This is a genomic window from Pseudomonadota bacterium (genome assembly GCA_041395565.1).
Taxonomy (GTDB): Bacteria; Pseudomonadota; Gammaproteobacteria; order UBA9214; family UBA9214; genus UBA9214.
This window is the reverse complement of record JAWLAI010000003.1, coordinates 167,164-184,816: the sequence shown is the minus strand read 5'-3', so window position 1 is coordinate 184,816 and position 17,653 is coordinate 167,164. Positions and strand designations below refer to the sequence as shown.

Below are 17,653 nucleotides of genomic sequence, written 5' to 3'. Positions count from 1 at the left end.
CTGCCTCTACAGTCCTGCCCGACCAATCGCAGATCGCGTGACCACGCGCAGTCCGCTGCTGCCGCCGGTACCGCATCGCTCATTCACGACGCAAGCACGAGGACTGATACCCATGCTCAAACCCAATCACCTCGCCACCGCCATCGCGGCCGCACTCCTGACTTCCGGCATCGCCATTGCCGATGGCAACCGCGGATTCAACTTCAAGCCGATCGCTGCCTCCGCGAACTCGGCAGACTGGAACGCGACCGCGCCCTGGAAGGTGCCGCAGGGCTTTAGCCAGTACGTGGTCGCCGACGAGAACAGCCTGAACATCTATGACGGCGGTCGCGACGACTGGCACGACATGAATACTGTCAACGAGACCGGCAAGCAGGCCGGCCGGCACCTGTACACCACGCATGAGGTGCGTGACCAGCCGGAAGGCGGCTCGGTGTCGGTGGTGGACCTGAAGACCGGCAAGGCGAAGCTGCTGTGGCAGGACAGTACCTGGAATGCAATCGACGGCATCCGCTGGACACCCTGGGGCACGCTGCTGGTCGCCGAGGAGGTCGAGGGTGGCCGCCTGTTCGAGATCTTCCTCAACGACGACCTCGTGTCGGCGCGCGAGGTCGTCGACCGCCCCGCGGTCGGCCGCATCGCCCACGAGGGCATCGATGTCGACCGCGATGGCAACGTCTATGTCGTCGATGAGCACCGCGGTCGCAGCCAGGGCTGCAGCGGTGTCGTGCCCTGCGGCGGCGGCATCTACCGGTTCGTACCGGACAGCTACGGCGACCTGTCTGCCGGCAGCCTGTACGCATTGGCCGTGGATGGTTTCGACGGCACCGGTCAGGGCGCCTGGGTCGGCCCGATCGATCCGCTGACCGCGCGCGCGGCCGGTACCGCCGCCGGTGGCCAGAGCTACCAGCGCCCGGAGGATATCGAGGTGATCGGCAATACCCTGTACGTCGCCGTGACCGAAGGGCCGCGCGATGCGCAGACCAATGCCAGCGGCACACTGGCCTTCACGGGCGAGCTGTACGACGCCCGGGTGCTCGCCATCGACCTGCAGACGCTGGCCGTCGCCAACTTCGTCAAGCCGGGCGTGAACGTACCGGTCGAGATCGGTCGTCCGGGTGACGCGGACTTCCAGACCGGTTTCGACAGCGTGGACAACCTGGCCGAGGCCCCGAACGGCGACCTGGTCATGGTCGAGGACAACGTGCCGTCGGACATCTGGTTCGCCAGCAGCCGGACCGACGCCTATGGCGCGTCGAAGCGAGTCGACCTGTTCGCCTCACTGACCGACCCGGAAGCCGAGGGCACCGGCATCTACTTCAGCCCGTTCGACCCCGGCACCCTCTTCGTCAACGTGCAGCATTCCGTTGCGGATGACGGCGATGCGACCTGGGCCATCACGCGTGCTCGCGGACACAGGTAGCGACGGAGCGATAACGAAAACCGCATACAACAACATTCTGCCTCAGGCGGCCTGCGGGCCGCTTTTTTTGCGATGCATGCGGCCCAGGCGCCGCCAACGCGCATGCCCGCCCGCGTGCGGAGCCGCGTCCTGCCGCGAACCGGTGCAGGAAGCGCCTTTCAGAACGCCAGTAGCTGCACGATGCCGGCCAGCATGGCCTCGTCGCTGGCATGCCCGGCGATCACCGCGCCCTGGCGGAAGCCGAGTCGCGCGGCCAGCGCCGCCTGGCGCGGGCTGGCGACCACCAGCGGGATCTCGCGCAGCCGTGGCTGGCCTGCCGCACCCGCCATGTCGAACAGGTTCTGCAGGGACTCGTTGCTGGTCACGGTAATGGCCGCCAGGAAACCCGGCGCGAGCAGGGTCTGCAGCGCCTGCGGGTCGGCCTCCGGCCGCGCGCGGCGGTAGACCTCGACGTACTCCACCGCCGCGCCGCGCGCCCGGAGGGTTTCGTACAGCGTGTCGCGCCCGCCGTTGCCGCGCAGTATCACGACGCGCCGGCCGCGCATGTCAGCCAGTTCCCGCAGCGCCAGCAACCCCTCGCTGCTGTACTCGTGTTCGGGTACGAGCGCAGCCTGCAGGCCGTATTGCGCCAGTGCGGCATTCGAGGCCAACCCGACCGCGGCGATCTGCACACTGTCCGGCCAGCCGCGCCGCGCCAGGATGAAATCGAGCCCGTAGTGCACGGCATTGACGCTGATGAACACGGCCAGGTCGTAGGCATCGAGCCGCGTGACCAGCGCCTCAAGCGGGCCGCTGTCCTGCGGCGGCCGGATCTCGATGGTGGGCAGTTCGACCGCCACGCCGCCGAGCGCCCCGATGCGCGCGCACAGGCCCTGTGCCTGACCCTCGGGACGCGTCACGAGAATACGCGGCGTGCTGTCCATGCGCCGCTCAGCGCCTGCCGGCAGGGTGGCGGATACCGCTGCCGCTAGTCACCCAGGAGTTCCCGCAGGATGGCATCGGCACCGCGTGCGAGCAGGTCCTCCGCCAGTTCCTGCCCCAGCGCCTCGGCCTCCTCCGGCGGCCCGGTGATCGCGCCGCGGATGATGTCGCTGCCGTCGGGGCGGCCGACCAGGCCGCGCAGCTCGAGGTTGCCGTCGATGATCTCGGAATAACCGGCCACCGGCGCCTGGCAGCCGCCGGCCAGGCGTGCGTTCATGGCACGCTCGGCACGGGTACGGATCGACGTCTCGCGATGGTTCAGGGCATCGATCAGCCCGTGTACCCGCGTGTCGCTGCTGCGGCATTCGATACCGATCACACCCTGGGCGATCGCGGGCAGCATCAGCTCGTCCGGGATCGCGCTGGTAATGCGCGCCTCGAGGCCCAGCCGCCGCAGCCCGGCGCAGGCCAGGACGATGGCGTCGTACTCGCCGGCATCGAGCCTGCCGAGCCGGGTGCCGACATTGCCGCGCAGATCGAGGATCTCCAGATCCGGGCGCAGCGCGCGCAGCTGGCACTGGCGGCGCAGACTGGACGTACCGACCCGCGCGCCCTGCGGCAGTGCGGTGATGCCCGTATGACGGCCGGAGACGAAGGCATCGCGCGGGTCCTCGCGCTCGAGGATGACCCGGATCTCGAGGCCGGCCGGCAGTTCGGCCGGCACGTCCTTCATCGAATGCACCGCGATATCCGCCGCGCCGTCCAGCATGCCCTGCTCGAGCTCTTTGACAAACAGGCCCTTGCCGCCGATTTTGGCCAGCGGGCTGTCGAGCACCCGGTCCCCCTGGGTGGTCATGGTCACCAGCTCGACCGCCAGCCCGGAATGCAGTGCCTGCAACCGCGCTCGCACGTGTTCCGCCTGCCATAGCGCCAGGGGGCTCTTGCGTGTCGCGATGCGCAGCCGCTGTGTTGACATCGATCCTGCTCCGGTCTCTAAATAGATGAATGTTCAGACAGTTATTCTATCCGCTTGTGGCGGCGAGTGCAGTAACTTGGCTCACCGTCGTCGCGCCGGCCGCGGCCGGGGTGGATGTACCCTACGGCACCGACCTGCAGGCCGACGGCCGCCTGGCGCAGGCGCGCCGCGTGCCGATCCTGCTGGAATTCAGCGCGGTCAGCTGCAGCTATTGCCGGCAACTGGAGCGCGAGTTTCTCGTGCCCATGCTGATCAGCGGGGAGTATGACGACAAGGTGATCATCCGGCGCCTGCTGCTGGATATCGGACAGCACGTGACCGACTTCGACGGTACCCGGCGCGAGGCCAGCGCGATCGCGGCCCGCTACAGGGCCTGGGTGACCCCGACCCTTGTCTTCATCGACGGCAGCGGGCACGAGGTGGCGGAACGCATGAAGGGCATCAATACCCCGGAGCTGTTCGGCGGCTACCTCGATGCCTGCATCGACACCGCGCTGTTGCAGGTCCGCGAGCCGGGCAGCCCGGTCCGTTTCGCCGGCTGCGAACCGGTACGCTGAGCTGAACCGGAGGCGTAGCGGGTGCCTGCAGCGCCTGTGCGCGTGCAGGGCGACCAAGCCAGCCCCGCCGTGAAATCAGACAGCTGGCGCCCGCCGCACAGCGCGCAACGAACGTAAACATCCAATGAATCATAAGGTTCCCAGGTGATCACCGGAGATCACAGGCACCCTGTCCCGCACGCACCAGTCGGCGCACAGCCGCCAGCCGGCGCCGGCTGACCGGGAGTGTTTCGCCGATGCCGGCCAGGCTGGCGCGGTAAGGTCCACGGCCCGCCGCAACCAGGCCGGTGAGATACTGCCTGGCGACCAGGGCGTTGCGGTGAATACGCACGAAATGACCGGCATACTCGCGCGCGAGCGAGTCCAGGGCGGCACGGATCAGCAGGCGGTTCTGCGCGGTACGCGCCCAGACGTACTTGTCCTCGGCCTGGAAATAGCGCACCTCCGCGACCGGCAGCTGCCGCAGACCGTCAGGGACACGCACGCAGAGCCGGCGCGCCTGGCGTTGACACGGCTGCAGCAACAACAGATCGCCCGGCATGGCCAGTGCCAGCAGCTCTGCCAGTCCGGCGACCGTCCCGGTGCGAGCGCCGCCATCCAGTAGCCGGCACAGCCGCGCGTACTCCGGGCTGGCGCCATCCAGGCGCAGGACCTTTAGCGCCGCAGCCCTGCTCATCGGCGCCGCGTCCACGGGCCCCGGACCTGCTCGCTGCGAACGCATTCCCGGCGCGGATTCGATATACTGCGCGCTGTCCGAATAGCCGCTACGACCATGACCGACGAGACTCCTGCCGTAAAACCCTGGGGTGGCCGCTTCACCGAGTCGACCGATGCCTTCGTCGAGGCCTTCACCGCCTCGATCGGTTTCGACCACCGGCTCTACCGTCACGATATCGCCGGATCACAGGCGCACGCGCGCATGCTCGCGCATGTCGGCATCCTCAGCACCGAGGAGGCCGCCCGGATCGTCGATGGCCTCGACGGCATCCTGGCCGAGATCGAGCGCGGCGAGTTCCAGTGGTCGGTCGCGCTCGAGGACATCCACATGAACATCGAGGCGCGCCTGATCGAGCGCATCGGCGAGACCGGCAAGAAGCTGCACACCGGGCGCTCGCGCAACGACCAGGTCGCCACCGACCTGCGCCTGTACCTGCGCGACGAGATCGACGCCCTGGCCGCGCAGCTCACCCGCCTGCAGGGTGCGCTGGTCGACAGCGCCGAGCGCGAAGCCGACACTATCATGCCGGGCTTCACCCACCTGCAAGTCGCCATGCCCGTCAGTTTCGGTCATCATTTGCTGGCATGGGAGGAGATGCTGGAACGCGATCACCAGCGCCTGCTCGACTGCCGCCGCCGGGTCAACGTCATGCCGCTCGGCGCGGCCGCGCTCGCCGGCACCAGCTTCCCCATCGACCGTGCCTACACCGCACAACTGCTCGGCTTCGAGGCACCGGCGCGCAACTCGCTGGACGCGGTCAGCGACCGCGATTTCGCGATCGAGTTCTGCGCCGCTGCGGCACTGGTCATGACCCACCTGTCGCGCTTCTCGGAGGAACTGGTGCTATGGTCGTCGGCGCAGTTCGATTTCGTCGACCTGCCGGACCGTTTCTGCACCGGTTCCAGCATCATGCCGCAGAAGAAGAACCCCGATGTGCCGGAGCTGGTACGCGGCAAGAGCGGGCGCGTCACCGGCCACCTGGTTGCGTTGCTCACCCTGATGAAAAGCCAGCCGCTGGCGTACAACAAGGACAATCAGGAGGACAAGGAGCCGCTGTTCGATACCGTCGACACGCTCTCCGGCGCGCTGCGCGTGTTCGGCGACATGATGCCCGCACTGGTCGTGAAGCGCGACAACATGCGGGCCGCCGCGCGCCGTGGCTTCGCCACCGCCACCGACCTAGCCGATTACCTGGTGCGCAAGGGCATCGCGTTCCGCGATGCCCACGAGATCGTCGGGCGCGCCGTGCGCCACGGCATAGACAGCGGGCGGGACCTGGCCGAGATGACGCTCGCCGAGCTGCAGCGGTTCTCCCCCGCCATCGGCGACGACGTGTTCACGGTACTCTCGCTGGAAGGTTCTCTCGCGGCGCGCGACCATCTCGGCGGCACCGCGCCCGCCCAGGTGCGCAAGGCCGTCGCCGCCGCGCGTACCCGGTTGGCACAGTACTGAACGCGACATGCCGGCAAACGACAACGATGACACCACGACCACACGATGCCTATGAATGACCTACCGCTTAGCGCCGCGCTGCTGCTGCTGGAGCACTGCCCGATGGCGATGCTGCTCGAGGAACAGGGGCGGATCGGCTACTTCAACCGTGCCTTCGCCGACCTGCTCGGCGCGGCCGCCGACGGCCTGGGCCGCGACCCGCAGCCGGAGGCCCTGATCACGCCGCTGCTGGCGACCAGCTCGCTGGTCAGCTGGGTCATGCCAGACGGCGACGAACGCTGGTTCGCCGTAGAGACCGTCAGCGTCAGCGACCGCCCGGACATGATCGTGCGCTTCTACCAGGACCACACCGAGCGCCTGCGCCTGAAACAGGAGCGCGACGCGCTCGCCGTACAGCTCGCGCGCCAGTCCATGCGTGACCAGAAGCTGCCGGGGCTGCTCAGCAAATACGGCCTGCAGGTGACGCTGGAACCGATGGTATCGCGCTGCCGCCGTTACAATCACCCGCTCACCGTGGTTGCCATGAGCCTGGTCAGCAATCCCCAGCAGGAACGCGAGCGCGCCCTGATCGAGGTCGCGCACCTGCTCAAGGACCAGACCCGCTGGGCGGACCTGATCGGCTGCAACGGCGACTACGACTTTGTGCTGGTGCTGCAGGAAACCACCCAGGACGCGGCATTGCAGCTGGTGGACAAGCTCGCCGACCAGGTGGCCGGACTGAGTGGATCGCTCGGCGCAGAACTGCAGGCGTGTTTCGGCATCACCCAGTGCCAGAAGCACGACGACGCCGACAGCATGCTGGAGCGGGCCGAGGCCGCACTGCTGGAAGCGCGCAGCAATGAAAGCGGGCGCTCGATCGCGGTGTGACGCGGCCGGTGCTGCCGGGACCGGTTCACAGTCTATGACGGTGCACCTGGGCCGGAGCGGCTCTCGTTGCGTCCGAATACCCGCAACCCGGCGCCAACAAGAGTGACGGATAGTGAACGATGATTGCTGCGAGTGAGGCGATACAGCGGCTGAAGGAAGGCAACCAGCGCTTTGTAGCAGGTGTGCGCAGCATCGATGCGATCGTCAAGCAGATGCAGCGGGCCGACCTGGTCCAGGGGCAGGCGCCGTTCGCCATCATACTGGGATGTTCGGATTCCAGGGTGCCGGCAGAGATCATCTTCGACCAGAGCCTGGGCGACCTGTTCGTGATCCGGGTCGCCGGCAATATCGTAGCACCCTCGCAGATCGGCAGCGTCGAATTCGCCGCGGAACGCTACGGGACGCCGCTGGTTGTCGTGCTCGGGCATTCGATGTGCAGTGCGGTCACCGCAGCTATCGATGAGCTGATGTTGCCGGCGAAGCCGCAGTCGCTGAATGTCCTGTCGATCGTGAATCGCATACGGCCGGCAATCGAACCCCTGTTCCAAACCGAACTGCACGAGCACCCGGAGCAACTGCTGGAAGCCTCGATCCGCTCCAACATCCTGGCCTCGGTAAACCATCTGCAGCATGGTTCGCAGACGCTGGAACAACTGATCCAGCAGGGCAGACTGCAGATCGTGGGCGCGGAATACTCGCTGGAAACGGGCGCAGTGGAGTTCTTCGAGTGATCCGCAGGTCGCAGTGGACCGCCGCCACCGGCAGGATGCACGCGCGCACCTAGACTGTAATAAGAACCGTGATAACACCTTCCTGTTCCACGACAGCCGCCGTTGCCGCGCTAGCGCTGGCCTGTTGTGCAATGCAGGAAACGAAACCGATCGAGCCGGTGCAGCTGTCCACAGCCGCACGGTTCACCGGCGAGCTGCGTCATGTGGTGGATAACAGGACCCCTGACATGAAGCTCACGCGGGGTGACGGCGTCACGTACATACAGTACGGCGACGATACCCTGGCACCGTTGCCGATTCAGATACTCGACAGTGAGATCGATGCCAGGCTTGGCGGCAGACTCCGGGATGAAAAAGTCGTCATTTTGAAATTCACCGTTGCACTCAAGCCGGTGATCGGAACATCCACCATCGCACCCGGGCTGGCGGGCGTCTCCGTTCCACTGGCCATCGCGGTCGAAACTGCCGAGACAACTGCGGCAGGAGAACACTACGAGTGCGACATGCAGGGTACCGTGGGCAATCGCGGCTGGTGGGTCAATCACGACATCCCGCCGTCCGGCAAGGGCATAAGTGCGGATATCGAAAACCTGCTGATGCAGTGCATAGCCGTCTCCATTACCCGGATTGCAGCAGAAATCCAACCTCCCGCAGGCGCGCGGACGGCGGACACGCCATGACCGATTGCGCTCTGGCGATTTGATTAGCCGCCCAGCAGGCGGTCCAGCCATGTGCTGATGACCTGCACTTCCTCCGCGCACAGCGCATGCGCCATCGGCCAGGTGAGCCAGTCGACGGCATACCCCTGCTGCACCAGCGCATCCCGCGACGACTGCGCCAGCGGCAGCGGCACGACCGGATCGAGGGTGCCGTGCAGCATCAGAATCGGCGTGGCGCGGTTGGCCGTGGCGGCCTCGCGGGCCAGCGTGTCGCGAAGCGGCAGGTAGGTGGACAGCGCCAGGATGCCGGCCAGCGGCTTTGGATAGCGCAGCCCGGTGTGCAGTGCGATCGCGCCGCCCTGCGAAAACCCCGCGAGCACAACGCGACCCGCCGGTATGCCCGCATCGAGCTCGCGCACGATCAGCGCTTCCAGCTGCTGCTGCGAGGCGCGGATACCCGCGGCATCCTCGCGCATGCGGAAATCGAGCGCGAGGATATCGTACCAGGCCGGCATCCGCAGGCCGGCGTTGATGGTCACCGGGCGCCGCGGCGCATGCGGCAGCACCACGCGCACACCGAGGCGCTCGACGATGTCGAGCTGGGGTATCAGCGGTTCGAAATCGTGCCCGTCGGCGCCGAGCCCGTGCAGCCAGAGGATACTGGCGCGCGGCTTGCCGGGTGGATCGATCTCGACCGCATCGAGCAGGGTTGTCGTCATGCATCCAGTATGCCCGAGGCCGGGTGCGATGTTCACCCCCGGACGCGGGGCGCATTGGGTTTGCCGGAGTGTCCACGTATACTCGCATCTGGTGCCTATGAACCGAGACTCCATGCCCGCTCGCTCCCTGCTCCTGCTGCTCTTGTCCTGCCTGGCCGGCTGCGGTCAGACCGGCCCGTTGTACCTGCCGCAACCGGAAACAGCGCCGCCACCGGCCACGCCTGCCCCGCCGCCGGCTGCGCAGCAGGACCCGGATACCCGGGAGTAAGACATGGATCACTTTCGCTATCACGACGGCGTCCTGCACGCCGAGCAGGTCCCCCTCGACGAAATCGCGCAGCGCGTGGGCACGCCCTGTTACGTCTATTCGCGTGCCACACTGGAGCGCCACTGGCACGTATTCGACGACGCCCTGGCCGCACACCCGCACCTGATCTGTTATGCGGTGAAGGCCAATTCCAATCTGGCGGTGCTGCAGGCCCTCGCCCGTCTCGGTTCGGGCTTCGATATCGTCTCGGGCGGCGAACTCCAGCGCGTGCTGACCGCCGGCGGCGATACCGGCCGGGTCGTCTTTTCCGGGGTGGGCAAGCGCACGGACGAAATGCGCCTGGCGCTGGAGGCCGGCATCCGCTGCTTCAACGTCGAATCCGAAGCCGAGCTGGAGCGTCTCAACGATGTCGCCGGCGCATGCGGCAGGACGGCGCCGGTCTCGCTGCGCGTCAATCCCGATGTCGACGCGAAGACCCATCCCTATATCTCCACCGGTCTGCGCGACAACAAGTTCGGGATTGCAGTGGACGCGGCGCTGGATGCCTACCGTGCGGCAGCCAGGCTGCCGCACCTGCAGATCACCGGCATCGACTGCCACATCGGCTCGCAACTCAAGGAAGTGACGCCGTTCGTGGATGCGCTGGACCGCGTGCTGGTCCTGGTCGATCGCCTGCACGCGGAAGGGATCCGTCTGGCGCACATCGACCTGGGCGGCGGGCTGGGCATCCCCTATCGCCCGGATGACGTGATGCCCTCGCCCGAGAGTTATGTCGACGCCCTGTTGGCGCGTCTCGGCGGACGCACCCAGGAAATCCTGCTCGAGCCGGGCCGCGCCATCGCCGGCAATGCCGGCATCCTGCTCACGCGCGTGGAATACCTCAAGCACACCGCGCACCGCAATTTCGCCATCATCGATGCCGCGATGAACGACCTGGCGCGGCCGGCGCTCTACAATGCCTGGCATGAAATCGAACCGGTACAGCCGCGCACCGGTACGGGCACGGTCTACGACGTCGTCGGACCGGTATGCGAGACGGGCGATTTCCTCGGCCGCGAGCGCGTGTTCCACCTCGCCACGGGCGACCTGCTGGCGATACGCTCGGCTGGCGCCTACGGGTTCAGCATGAGCTCCAACTACAACACCCGGCCGCGCGCGGCCGAAGTCATGGTGGACGGCAACCGGGTGCATGTGGTGCGCGAACGCGAGCGCGTCGAGGACCTGTACCGCGGCGAGCACCTGCTGCCGGCATAGCTGCCGGTATCGCGCAACCACGCGCATTGCCCGGCGGGCACGGAGTGAATCGATTGCCCCCGTGCGCGGTTCCGGCATATACACGGCCCGCATACGGTATCCGAGATGGCGTGTATCAAGCGCGCTTGTGCTTGCCGGGAGCGGGCACCGGAAGCCATCGATCCTCTGTGTTCTCCGTGGCGTTGAATCTTTGCGGCTTTGCGACATTGTGCGAGATATTTCTTGCAATCCATGGCACGATTCGACCATGCGCCTCGAATTCACCAAGATGCACGGCCTCGGCAACGACTTCGTCGTGATCGATGCCATCAACCAGCAGGTCGCGCTCGATTCCGCAACGGTGCGCCGGCTGGCGGACCGGCATTTCGGCATCGGTTGCGACCAGCTGCTGCTGGTGGAACCGGCCAGCTCGGCGGCAGCCGATTTCCGTTACCGCATCTTCAACGCCGACGGCGGCGAGGTCGCCCAGTGCGGCAACGGCGCGCGCTGCTTCATGCAGTTCCTGCACGAGCGCGGCCTGAGCGACAAGCCGCGCATCCGGGTCGAAACCCAAAACGGCATACTGGAGCTGGTGCGCAACCCGGACGGCCAGATCACCGTCAACATGGGCGTGCCGCGGCTGGCGCCGGCCGAGATCCCGTTCGCCGCGGCGCTGCAATCGACGCACTACACACTGGAGGTGGAGGGACGGCCGTACGAGATCGGCGCCCTCTCCATGGGCAATCCGCATGCAGTGCTGCTCGTGGCAGACATCGCCACGGCGCCCGTGGCCACCCTGGGTCCGCTGATCGAGCGCCACCCGCGTTTCCCGGAGCGGGTCAATGTCGGTTTCATGCAGATCCTGGATGAAGCGACGGTGCATGTGCGCGTGTATGAGCGCGGCGCCGGTGAGACCCTGGCCTGCGGCAGCGGCGCCTGCGCCGCGGTGGTGGCCGGACGGCTCTGGGAGGAGCTGGATGAAACGGTGAAAGTGATCCTGAGCGGCGGAGAACTTGTGGTAAGCTGGCCTGGCGAGGGGCATCCGGTTATGATGACGGGACCCGCCACGACCGTATACCAGGGGCGCATCCAGCTATGACCACATCGCAGCAGACCCGCCCGGTGGCCGAGCCGCCGGACGAGAAGGCCGTCGCCGATTACCTGCGCGACAACCCGGAGTTCTTCCAGAACAACACCAGCCTGCTGGCGAGCCTGGAGATACCCCATAGCTGCGGTCCGGCGATCTCGCTGGTCGAGCACCAGGTGAAGGTGCTGCGCGACCAGAACAGCCAGCTCAAGCGCAAACTGATGGACCTGGTGCAGGTGGCGCGCGACAACAACCGCCTGAACGAGCGCATGCACCAGCTGACGCTGGACCTGATCGGCTGCAACTCGCTGGAGGCGCTGCTGGACACGCTGCGGGACAACCTGCTCGGCGAATTCCATGCCGACACGGTTACCCTACGCATCATCGGCCTGTCAGACGTGCAGGCGCGCGAGTACGGCGTCGAGATCTTCCTCCCGGACAGCCCCGACCTGGAACACTTCGAAACCTTTCTCAAGAGCGCGCGCCCGCAGTGCGGCCGGTTCAAGAAGGAACAGCTGCAGTACCTGTTCGGCGACCAGGCCCAGGCCATCGAGTCGGCCGCCCTGGTCCCGCTGGGCCAGAAATGCGGCTTCGGGCTGCTCGCCATCGGCAGCCAGGAGGCCAGCCACTTTCATCCCGGCATGGGCACGCTGTTCCTGACCCACCTGGGGGAACTGCTCGGCACCCTGCTGGCCCTGCATACCAAGAAGATCGGCATCATGACGCCTGCCGGGCAGGAAGCCTGAGGCAGACCACCGCCCTGCCAGCCATCCGTGAGCGCCGACGCCGCCGCCTGGATAGCGCGCTTCCTGCATCACCTGCAGACCGAACGCCGGCTGGCGGCCAACACACACCGACATTACCGGCGCGACCTCGAGGAACTGCTCGCCTGGTGCCGTGACCAGGACATTCATGATTGGCAGCGGCTCGATGCCCGCCAGGTGCGCCAATATGCCGCCCAGGCCCATCGGCGCGGGCTCAGCGGCCGCAGCATCCAGCGCCGGCTCTCTGCCCTGCGCACCTTCTTCAACTATCTGCTGCGCGAAGGTGCCGTACGCAGCAACCCCGGCCTCGACGTGCAGGCCCCGCGTACCCCGCGCCACCTGCCCGAAACCCTAGGGGTGGACGACCTCGACCGCCTGCTGCGCGGGCACAGCGACGATCCGCTGATCGTGCGGGATATCGCCATCCTGGAACTGTTCTATTCATCCGGCCTGCGCCTGGCCGAGCTGGTCGCGCTCGATCTCGGCGATGTCGATCTCGACGAGCGCGTGGTGCGCGTCACCGGCAAGGGCGCCAAGACCCGGGTCGTGCCGGTCGGCGCCAAGGCCGTCGCGGCGCTGCGGTCGTGGCGTGCCGTCCGCCCCGCCGCCCCCGGCGAATCCGCGCTGTTCACCGGTCGCGGCGGCCGCCGGCTGGGCGCCCGCGCCGTGCAGCAACGCGTCCGGCAGCGGGCCCGCCTGCGTCAGGTGCCGGGCAACCTGCACCCGCATACCCTGCGCCATTCTTTCGCCAGTCATCTGCTGGAGTCGAGCGGCGACCTGCGCGCCGTGCAGGAATTGCTCGGACATGCCGACATCAGCACCACCCAGATCTATACCCACCTCGACTTCCAGCACCTCGCCCAGGTCTATGACCAGGCCCATCCGCGGGCTCGCAAGCTCCGCGATACCTGAGTCGTGCCTGCCCGCGACAGTGGCCGGATCTGCCACGGCATCGCCGATTTGCGATAACAACAGATTTATATTCAACTATAATTATTAATTATTTATTCATTAAAATCTGAACGATGCATCGGCGTACGATGCCGGCAACAGCCATTCCGCAATCCCCCCGTTCCCGCCCGCAGCAGCACCCCGGAGGTAATGGACCGTCGCCACGGCAACACCCGGACCGGACTAGACATGAATTGGTGAAAACTATTTATTTGGCGTTAACACGAATTTTTGGCTGCTGTGTGATGGCAGCGACCGCTGAGTGACCGTCATTCGCCCGGGTATTCGGTCCGCCATTGGGATCGGACCGACCGCCCCAATACTATGGTGTACAATCGGGCGCCCTTGAGCCGGCAGGAGTCAGCAGGTGGATCAGTTTCGCGGGACAACCATACTCTCGGTGCGACGCGGCAACAGCGTCGTCATCGGCGGTGACGGCCAGGTCACCATGGGCGACACGGTGATGAAGGGCAACGCCCGCAAGGTGCGCCGGCTGTACAACGACCGCGTGATCGCTGGCTTCGCCGGTGGCACCGCCGACGCCTTCACCCTGTTCGAGCTGTTCGAGGCCAAGCTGGAGAAGCACAGCGGTCAGCTGACCCGTGCCGCCGTCGAACTGGCCAAGGACTGGCGCACCAACAAGATGCTGCGCAATCTCGAGGCGTTGCTGGCCGTGGCCGACCGCGAGACCTCGCTGATCATCAGCGGCAACGGCGATGTCATCGAGCCGGAGCAGTCGCTGATGGCCATCGGTTCGGGTGGGGCCTACGCCAAGGCGGCCGCCCGCGCCCTGCTGGAGCATACCGAACTCGATGCGCGCGCCATCACCGCGACGGGCCTGCGTATTGCCGCCGACATCTGCATCTATACCAACGGCAACCTGGTGCTCGAAGAGCTCGCGACGGCCTGAACTCGACACCCGAGAATCACTCAACCCTAAGCAACCGTTCGCCCGCGGCGAAATACATTCAGCAACTGCAGCCAACATGTCGGAAATGACCCCCAGAGAGATTGTCCAGGAACTGGACAAGCACATCATCGGCCAGGATGCCGCCAAGCGCGCCGTCGCCATCGCCCTGCGCAACCGCTGGCGCCGCATGCAGGTGGACGCATCCCTGCGTCCGGAGATCACGCCGAAGAACATACTGATGATCGGGCCAACGGGCGTGGGCAAGACCGAGATCGCACGCCGTCTGGCGCGACTGGCCAACGCCCCCTTCATCAAGGTAGAGGCAACGAAATTCACCGAAGTTGGCTATGTAGGGCGCGATGTTGAATCGATCATCCGCGATCTTGTCGACGCATCCATGAAAATGGAACGCGAGGCTGCCATGGCGAAGGTCAGCCACCGCGCCGAGGATGCCGCCGAGGAGCGCATCCTGGACGCACTGCTGCCCGCGCCGAGGAGCATGGCCCCGGACGAGGCCGGGCCGGCTGAATCCGATACCCGGCAGAAATTCCGCAAGCGCCTGCGCGAGGGCGCCCTCGACGACAAGGAGATCGAGATCACGCTGGCGGCAACCCCGGTCGGCGTGGAGATCATGGCACCGCCCGGCATGGAGGAACTGACCGGCCAGCTGCAGGACATGTTCCAGAACATGGGCGGCAAGCGCAGCCGCACCCGCAAGCTGCGCATCCGCGACGCGCGCCGGCTGCTGACCGAGGAAGAGGCCGCGAAACTGGTCAACGAGGACGAGCTCAAGCACCGGGCGCTGGAGAATGTCGAGCAGAACGGCATCGTGTTCATCGACGAGATCGACAAGGTCACACGACGCGGCGAGAGCAGCGGTCCGGACGTCTCGCGCGAGGGCGTGCAGCGCGATCTGCTGCCGCTGGTGGAAGGCTGCACGGTCACCACCAAGCACGGCATGATCAAGACCGACCATATCCTGTTCATCGCCTCGGGCGCGTTCCACCTGTCCAAGCCGTCCGATCTCATCCCGGAACTGCAGGGCCGCCTGCCGATCCGGGTCGAACTGGACGACCTCAATGCCGCGGATTTCGTGCGCATCCTGACCGAACCGGACGCCTCGCTGACCGAACAATACACGGCGCTGCTCGCCACCGAGGCCGTGGCGCTGGAGTTCAGCCCCGACGGCATCGAGCGGATCGCGGAAATCGCCAGCAACATCAACGCCCGGACCGAGAATATCGGCGCACGGCGCCTGCACACGGTCATGGAGCGGCTGCTGGAGTCGATCTCGTTCGAGGCAACCGACCACGCCGGCAGTACCGCCCGCATCAATGCGGACTATGTGGACGAACACCTGTCCGCACTGGTACAGGACGAAGACCTGAGCCGGTATATACTCTGACCACGCCTGTTGCGCCGTACCGACACCACACCCTGAAGAAGGAAGCACCATGCCCGGCACCCCGAAACCCGTAGAAATCAGCCTGCACCAGAAATCGCGTGTCCTGAAGATCACCTTCGATAACGGCGAGAATTTCTCGCTGAGCTATGAATTCCTGCGCGTGCATTCGCCGTCGGCCGAGGTGCAGGGGCACGGGCCCGGACAGGGCGTGCTGCAGATCGGCAAGGAGGACGTCATGATCACGCGCGTCGAACCGGTCGGCACCTATGCCATCCAGCCGACCTTCGACGACGGGCATGATACCGGCATCTATTCCTGGGAAACCCTCTACGACCTGGGCAAGCACCAGGCGCGCTACTGGCAGGAATACCTGGCGCGGCTGGCCGCCGCCGGCCACCCCCGCAAGGCGCAGTGACGACCGCGGCCGCAGCGGTATTTTCCCCTGCGCGCCGTGCGCCTTTGCGGTAAATTAACAATAAATCCAGACAGTCAGGCCGCCATGCCAGAGAAGATGACCCATTTCGGATTCCGTAACGTGCCCGTGGCCGAGAAGGCCGGGCGCGTGCGCGCGGTATTCGATTCAGTCGCCGACCGCTACGACCTGATGAACGATCTCATGTCGTTCGGCGTACACCGGCTGTGGAAACGCTATGCCGTCAACATGGCGGGCATCCGCCCAGGACAATGCATCCTGGACCTCGCGGGTGGCACCGGCGACCTGGCCCGGCTGATGGCGCCGCTCGTCGGCGCGCAGGGTCACATCGTGCTGTCGGACATCAATGACGCCATGCTGAACAACGGTCGCAGCAACCTGCTGGATCACGGCATCAGCGCCAACGTGACCTTTGCGCAGGCCAATGCCGAGCAGCTGCCGTTCCCCGACCGCAGCTTCGACCTGGTCACCATCGCATTCGGGCTGCGCAACGTCACCGACAAGCAGCAGGCGCTAAACGAGATGCACCGGGTGCTGCGCCCGGGCGGGCGCCTGCTGGTGCTGGAATTCTCGCGCCCCGTAGCGCTGCTCAAACCGGCCTACGACCTCTATTCCTTCAGCATCCTGCCACGGCTCGGCAAGCTGGTCGCACGCGACGCCGACAGCTACCGCTACCTGGCCGAATCCATCCGCATGCACCCGGACCAGCAAACGCTGCAGGGCATGCTGGAACAAGCCGGCTTCGAGCAATGCGACTGGCATAACCTCAGTGGCGGCATCGTCGCCATCCACCGTGGTTACCGATTCTGAACACGAGCGCGACCGGCCCGCATCCGGCGCATTCGCCCTGCCGGCGGGCCTCGTGCATGCGCTCGAGGCCGCCGCCAATGGTTGGATGGGCCTCGATCCCGACAATCGTGCCCGCATGGCGGCACTGGAAGGACGCTGCATCGGCATCGACATCACCGGACTGGGCCTGCAGCTGTACCTGTATCCCGGCGATCACGGGCTGCACGTCAGCAGCACGCACGAAGGCCCGCCCGATACCATGCTGCACGGCAGCCCGCTGGCACTGGCGCGGCTAGGGCTCGGCAGCGACAGTGGCGCACCCCTGTTCAGCGGCGCGGTCACTATCAGCGGCGACGTCGAGACCGGGCAGGAATTCAAGGCCATCCTCGACGCGATGGACATCGACTGGGAGGAACAGCTCGCACGGCTCACCGGCGATGCCATCGCCCGCCGGCTGGGCAACGCCGCGCGCCGGGCAGGCAGGGTACTGCGGCATGGTCGGCTGACCCTGGAGCAGGACATCGGCGACTATCTCAGGGAAGAGCTGCGCCTGTTGCCGGCCCGCATCGAGATAGAGAACTTCGCCGCCGACGTCGCCCGCCTGCGCACGGATACAGACCGCTTGGCGGCCCGTATCCGGCGCCTGCAGAGCCGCGATGAGGACACGCAGCCCGCATAGCGCGCCAGCGCCGGCCGCGGCTGCGTTGACAGCATGGATAGAACAGGTATGTCGCGTATTGATGCAGCTACAAAACCCGGGTTAGCCCCGCGCATCCGGCCGGCGGCCGCG

At 66.3% G+C, this 17,653-nt stretch carries 19 protein-coding genes; 15 read left to right on the top strand and 4 right to left on the bottom strand.

The window, feature by feature from the left end; genetic code table 11:
- Positions 1-112: 112 nt before the first annotated feature.
- Complete coding sequence (locus R3F42_04115) at positions 113-1,423, top strand: DUF839 domain-containing protein (GenBank protein ID MEZ5541211.1); 1,311 nt, start codon at positions 113-115, stop codon at positions 1,421-1,423.
- Positions 1,424-1,581: 158 nt separating this feature from the next.
- Here the strand turns inward: R3F42_04115 and R3F42_04110 are convergent, their stop codons facing one another.
- Positions 1,582-2,346, bottom strand: coding sequence for a uroporphyrinogen-III synthase (locus tag R3F42_04110; GenBank protein MEZ5541210.1), 765 nt, complete (start codon positions 2,344-2,346; stop codon positions 1,582-1,584).
- A gap of 44 nt (positions 2,347-2,390) precedes the next feature.
- Positions 2,391-3,320 (bottom strand): hydroxymethylbilane synthase, encoded by a 930-nt coding sequence (hemC, locus tag R3F42_04105; GenBank protein ID MEZ5541209.1) that lies wholly within the window; start codon positions 3,318-3,320, stop codon positions 2,391-2,393.
- 29 nt (positions 3,321-3,349) lie between these two features.
- Between hemC and R3F42_04100 the strand changes: the two genes are divergently transcribed.
- Positions 3,350-3,877 (top strand): thioredoxin fold domain-containing protein, encoded by a 528-nt coding sequence (locus R3F42_04100; protein ID MEZ5541208.1) that lies wholly within the window; start codon positions 3,350-3,352, stop codon positions 3,875-3,877.
- 148 nt (positions 3,878-4,025) lie between these two features.
- Here the strand turns inward: R3F42_04100 and R3F42_04095 are convergent, their stop codons facing one another.
- Positions 4,026-4,553, bottom strand: a complete 528-nt coding sequence (locus R3F42_04095; GenBank protein ID MEZ5541207.1) for a LytTR family DNA-binding domain-containing protein — start codon at positions 4,551-4,553, stop codon at positions 4,026-4,028.
- Between the two features lie 96 nt (positions 4,554-4,649).
- Here R3F42_04095 and argH point away from each other — a divergent pair, with 96 nt between their 5' ends.
- The 4 genes from argH to R3F42_04075 all read left to right on the top strand — a co-directional run bounded on the left by argH (position 4,650) and on the right by R3F42_04075 (position 8,325).
- A complete protein-coding gene (argH, locus tag R3F42_04090) occupies positions 4,650-6,047 on the top strand; it encodes an argininosuccinate lyase (GenBank protein MEZ5541206.1) in 1,398 nt (465 codons plus the stop codon).
- Between the two features lie 51 nt (positions 6,048-6,098).
- Entirely contained in the window at positions 6,099-6,914 is an 816-nt protein-coding gene (locus tag R3F42_04085) for a diguanylate cyclase (protein MEZ5541205.1), read from the top strand.
- 119 nt (positions 6,915-7,033) lie between these two features.
- Positions 7,034-7,645 (top strand): carbonic anhydrase, encoded by a 612-nt coding sequence (locus R3F42_04080; GenBank protein ID MEZ5541204.1) that lies wholly within the window; start codon positions 7,034-7,036, stop codon positions 7,643-7,645.
- Between the two features lie 131 nt (positions 7,646-7,776).
- Positions 7,777-8,325 carry a hypothetical protein gene (locus tag R3F42_04075; GenBank protein ID MEZ5541203.1) on the top strand — a complete coding sequence of 183 codons (549 nt, stop codon included), beginning with the start codon at positions 7,777-7,779 and terminating at the stop codon, positions 8,323-8,325.
- Positions 8,326-8,348: 23 nt separating this feature from the next.
- Here the strand turns inward: R3F42_04075 and R3F42_04070 are convergent, their stop codons facing one another.
- A complete protein-coding gene (locus R3F42_04070) occupies positions 8,349-9,023 on the bottom strand; it encodes an alpha/beta hydrolase-fold protein (GenBank protein ID MEZ5541202.1) in 675 nt (224 codons plus the stop codon).
- A 271-nt stretch (positions 9,024-9,294) separates the two neighbouring features.
- On the opposite strand from R3F42_04070, the gene lysA reads away from it, so the two are divergent.
- From lysA to R3F42_04025, 9 genes are all read left to right on the top strand, one after another.
- A complete protein-coding gene (gene lysA, locus R3F42_04065; protein ID MEZ5541201.1) occupies positions 9,295-10,545 on the top strand; it encodes a diaminopimelate decarboxylase in 1,251 nt (416 codons plus the stop codon).
- 247 nt (positions 10,546-10,792) lie between these two features.
- Positions 10,793-11,623, top strand: a complete 831-nt coding sequence (gene dapF / locus R3F42_04060; protein ID MEZ5541200.1) for a diaminopimelate epimerase — start codon at positions 10,793-10,795, stop codon at positions 11,621-11,623.
- The gene (locus R3F42_04055; GenBank protein MEZ5541199.1) at positions 11,620-12,357 is read left to right on the top strand and encodes a DUF484 family protein; all 738 of its coding nucleotides are present in this window, start codon (positions 11,620-11,622) and stop codon (positions 12,355-12,357) included. The genes dapF and R3F42_04055 overlap by 4 nt, the downstream gene beginning before the upstream one ends.
- A gap of 27 nt (positions 12,358-12,384) precedes the next feature.
- On the top strand, positions 12,385-13,287 hold the full coding sequence (gene xerC / locus R3F42_04050) for a tyrosine recombinase XerC (protein ID MEZ5541198.1): 903 nt from the start codon (positions 12,385-12,387) through the stop codon (positions 13,285-13,287).
- 406 nt (positions 13,288-13,693) lie between these two features.
- On the top strand, positions 13,694-14,236 hold the full coding sequence (hslV, locus tag R3F42_04045) for an ATP-dependent protease subunit HslV (GenBank protein MEZ5541197.1): 543 nt from the start codon (positions 13,694-13,696) through the stop codon (positions 14,234-14,236).
- Between the two features lie 76 nt (positions 14,237-14,312).
- Positions 14,313-15,641, top strand: a complete 1,329-nt coding sequence (gene hslU, locus R3F42_04040; GenBank protein MEZ5541196.1) for an ATP-dependent protease ATPase subunit HslU — start codon at positions 14,313-14,315, stop codon at positions 15,639-15,641.
- A 49-nt stretch (positions 15,642-15,690) separates the two neighbouring features.
- Entirely contained in the window at positions 15,691-16,056 is a 366-nt protein-coding gene (locus tag R3F42_04035; protein MEZ5541195.1) for a DUF971 domain-containing protein, read from the top strand.
- Positions 16,057-16,140: 84 nt separating this feature from the next.
- On the top strand, positions 16,141-16,884 hold the full coding sequence (ubiE, locus tag R3F42_04030) for a bifunctional demethylmenaquinone methyltransferase/2-methoxy-6-polyprenyl-1,4-benzoquinol methylase UbiE (protein MEZ5541194.1): 744 nt from the start codon (positions 16,141-16,143) through the stop codon (positions 16,882-16,884).
- Positions 16,868-17,542 carry an SCP2 sterol-binding domain-containing protein gene (locus R3F42_04025; protein MEZ5541193.1) on the top strand — a complete coding sequence of 225 codons (675 nt, stop codon included), beginning with the start codon at positions 16,868-16,870 and terminating at the stop codon, positions 17,540-17,542. The genes ubiE and R3F42_04025 overlap by 17 nt, the downstream gene beginning before the upstream one ends.
- Positions 17,543-17,653 lie beyond the last annotated feature (111 nt).